Consider the following 3,109-nt stretch of genomic DNA (forward strand, 5'->3'; position numbering starts at 1 on the left):
GCGCCTGCAGGCGATGCTGCCCGATCCAGCCGAGACCGAGGAAACCGAGGCGGGGAAGGGAACCTTTGTTCTTCTGCGATGTGCTCATGACGTGAGGACGAGGGCCTTCATGAATCCGTCGGGGCGGGTGCGCGTGAGCTCGAGCGCTTCACCCAGCCGGTCGAGCGGCAGCTGGTGGGTGTAGAGCGGCGTCGGGTCCATGATCCCTTCGGCCAGCCACTGCACGGCGCGCTGCATGCCCTCCACGTAGGCCTGAGGGTCGCGTTCGTGGGCGTTGATGACGTCCAGGCCGCGCCAGTTCCACAGCTGCAGGTTCACCTGCCTCGGCCCGTCCTGGTGGAAGCCGGCAATCACGAGCCGGCCGCGCTCCGCGCTCAGCTCGCCCGCGGCATCCAGCGGCCACTGCAGGCCGGTGCACTCGATCACGCGCTCGCAGAAGCGGCCGTCGGTGAGGCGCTTGACCTTGTCGATGACCTGCCAGTGGTCGTCCAGCAGCAGCGTCTCGTCGGCGCCGGCCTGGCGCGCGAACTCCAGCGAAAAGGGCCGGCGCGACAGCGCGATGACGCGCGCGCCCGCATGCTTGGCGAGTTGCGTGAGCAGCGCGCCGAGAAAGCCGATGCCGACGATCGCCACCGTCTGGCCGGCGCGGATCTCGCTCCGGCGGAAGATGTTGGTGGCGCAGCCGAGCGGCTCGCCCAGCACCGGCTTGCCCGCCAGGGCGGCCGGCAGGCGGATCACCGCCTTCGCGTCGGCGAGGTCGTACTCGGCATGCGCGCGGTAGCTGAGCGCGGCGACGCGGTCGCCGACCTCCAGCCCCATCACGCCTTCACCGAGCGCGGCGATGCGGCCCCAGCCTTCGTGCCCCGGCGCGCCCGCCGGCTGCGGGTATTCGAACCACTCGCGGCCTTCCCACAGCGGCAGCGAGGAAGCGCACACGCCCGAACCCTCCAGCCGCAGCAGCACCTGGCCCGGCCCCGGCTCCGGAATCTCCGCGCTCTGCAGCGCTGCCTGCTGCGGACCCGCGATCACCCCCGCCTGCATGGATCCCGCCGCCATCAGTGCGCCCCCGCCGCCACGCGCGCCGCAACTGCCGCGCGCGTGCCGCGCTTTTCCGTCGCCTGGCGTTCGGCCAGCCATTCGTAGAGGCGCGCAATGCCGGCCTCGGCGGCGACCTTGGCCTTCCAGCCCGTCTCGTGCTGGAACGCGCGGGTGTCGGAGACGTAGTAGCGCTGGTCACCGGTGCGCCAGGCGTCCAGCGCCACCGGCGGCCGCTCGCCGTGCAGCTGCTCGATGCGATCGAGCAGGTCCTGCAGGCTGATGGCGTTGCCGGGCCCGCCGCCCATGTTGAAGGCACGGCCCTTCAGGCGCGGCGCGTGCTGTTCGGCCAGCAGGAAGGCATCCACCAGGTCGTCGACGAAGAGCACGTCGCGCACCTGCATGCCATCGCCGTACAGCGTGATGCGTTCGCCGCGCAGCGCGCGCAGGATGAAGTGGGCGACCCAGCCCTGGTCCTCGGTGCCGAACTGGCGCGGGCCGTAGATGCAGCTCATTCGGAAGACCAGCGTCGTCATGCCGTAGCTGCGCGCATAGTCGATCACGTACTGGTCGGCCGTGCCCTTGGAGCAGCCGTAGGGGCTGTGGAAGTCGAGCGGCCGGTCCTCGCCGATGCCGCGCGCGGCCACGCGGGCCTCCACCGGCAGGTAGCGCTGGCCCTGCACGGAAAGCTGCAAGTCCTCCAGCCCGCCGTAGACCTTGTTGGTCGAGGTCATGAGCACTGCCGGCGGCACCGGCCGCGCGCGCGCGGCCTCCAGCACGTTGAGCGTGCCGATCGCGTTGACGGCGAAATCCTCCTGCGGATTCTCCAGGCTGGTGGTCACCGCCACCTGCGCCGCGAAGTGGAAGACCTGCTGCACGCCGGCAACGGCCTCGGCGACCGCGGTGGCGTCGCGCACGTCGGCCCGCACGAACTCGAGCAGGTCTCCGTGCTGCTGGCGCAGCCACTGCAGGTTCTGCTCCACGCCCGGGCGCGAGAGGTTGTCGAGCACGCGCACGCGGCGGCCCGCGGAGAGCAGCCGGTGCGCGAGATTGGAGCCGATGAAGCCGGCCCCGCCGGTCACGAGAGTGGTGTGGGCGCTCATGGTCTTCTTCATACCGTCAGGCCCCGGGCGCTGAGTTCGGCGCTGGCCTGCGCCACGCGGTCCACCGCGGCCTGGCTCTCGAGCCAGGAGGCGAGTTCGACCAGGCCGTCCTCCAGCCGCACCTGGGGCGTGTAGCCGAGGATGCGGCTGGCCTTGGAGATGTCGGCAAAGCAATGGCGGATGTCGCCCACCCGGTACTTGCCCAGGATCTCCGGCCGGATGTGCTCCTTGCCGACGACCTGGGCGAGCTTGGCCGCGATGTCGCGCACCGTATGCGGCTCGCCGCTGCCGACGTTGAAGACCTCGCCCGCCGCCTCGGGCGTCTCCAGGGCCAGCCGGCAGGCACGCGCGATGTCGTGCACGCTGACGAAGTCGCGCTGCTGCAGCCCGTCTTCGAAGATCGCCGGCGGGTTGCCGTTCAACAGGCGCGAGGCGAAGATGGCCAGCACGCCCGTGTAGGGGTTGGACAGCGCCTGCCGCGGCCCGTAGGCATTGAAGAAGCGCAGGGCGACGGTGGGGATGTTGTAGGCGCGGCCGATCATCAGGCAGAGCCGCTCCTGGTCGTACTTCGAGAGCGCATACACCGAGGCCAGCGAGGGCTGCTTGGTCTCGGGCGTGGGCAGCGGCCGCAGCGCGCTGCCGTCTTCGCCGGGGAACTCCCACTGGCCGGCCTTCAGCTGCTCGAGACTGCGCTCGCCCACCGTGCGCGGCTGGCCCGATGCGCCCTGGTACAGGCCCTCGCCGTACAGGCTCATGCTGGAAGCCACGACCAGCCGTTCCACGGGGTTGGCCAGCAGCGCCTCCAGCAGGACGGCGGTGCCGAGGTTGTTCACGCGCGTGTAGTGCGCCACCTCGTACATGCTCTGCCCGACGCCGACCGCAGCGGCGAAGTGGTAGACGAAGTCGACGCCTTGCAGTGCCCGGGCCACCTTGTCGCGATCGTTCACGTCGCCGACGACCAGTTCCACTTC

At 70.7% G+C, this 3,109-nt stretch carries 3 protein-coding genes; all 3 read right to left on the reverse strand.

Features of this window, described 5'->3' with window-relative positions; genetic code table 11:
• Positions 1 to 84 precede the first annotated feature (84 nt).
• Positions 85 to 1,056 (reverse strand): MDR/zinc-dependent alcohol dehydrogenase-like family protein, encoded by a 972-nt coding sequence (locus tag VFM98_RS21330; protein WP_325111899.1) that lies wholly within the window; start codon positions 1,054 to 1,056, stop codon positions 85 to 87.
• Positions 1,056 to 2,138: an SDR family NAD(P)-dependent oxidoreductase gene (locus VFM98_RS21335; RefSeq protein ID WP_325111900.1), complete on the reverse strand. Its 1,083-nt coding sequence runs from the start codon at positions 2,136 to 2,138 to the stop codon at positions 1,056 to 1,058. The genes VFM98_RS21330 and VFM98_RS21335 overlap by 1 nt, the downstream gene beginning before the upstream one ends.
• 8 nt (positions 2,139 to 2,146) lie before the next feature.
• Positions 2,147 to 3,109 (reverse strand): NAD-dependent epimerase/dehydratase family protein (locus tag VFM98_RS21340; RefSeq protein ID WP_325111901.1); only part of this gene is annotated, 963 nt, incomplete at its 5' end.

The sequence above is a fragment of the Ramlibacter sp. genome, assembly GCF_035706265.1.
Classification (GTDB): Bacteria; Pseudomonadota; Gammaproteobacteria; order Burkholderiales; family Burkholderiaceae_C; genus Ramlibacter.